Raw genomic sequence first — 299 nt, 5'->3', positions numbered from 1 at the left:
AAGCGCCCGATCCGCATGCGGCGCTGCAGGCTTTCGAGCCGCCGCCCGCGGCGCCGCCCGAGGCCAAGGCCGCGCCCGACGCGAAGGCCGACGCCAAGGCCGGGGAGCCACCCGCCAAGGCATCCGAGGCCACGATCGTGTCCCTCGACCAGTTCCGGAAGAAATGACCGCATGAGCGATGTCGCCGCGCCCGTGCCCCCTCAGGCCGATGACGGGGCCCTGACCGACGAGGCGATCCTCCAGCGGTTCCTGCGCACCAAGAACCAGCCGACCGGATCCCAGACCCTGGGCTTCCGCAT

Origin of the sequence: Phenylobacterium sp., assembly GCF_024508875.1 — a bacterium.
GTDB lineage: Bacteria > Pseudomonadota > Alphaproteobacteria > Caulobacterales > Caulobacteraceae > Phenylobacterium.
The sequence above is the reverse complement of the archived record's forward strand: the minus strand, read 5'-3'. Positions refer to the sequence as shown.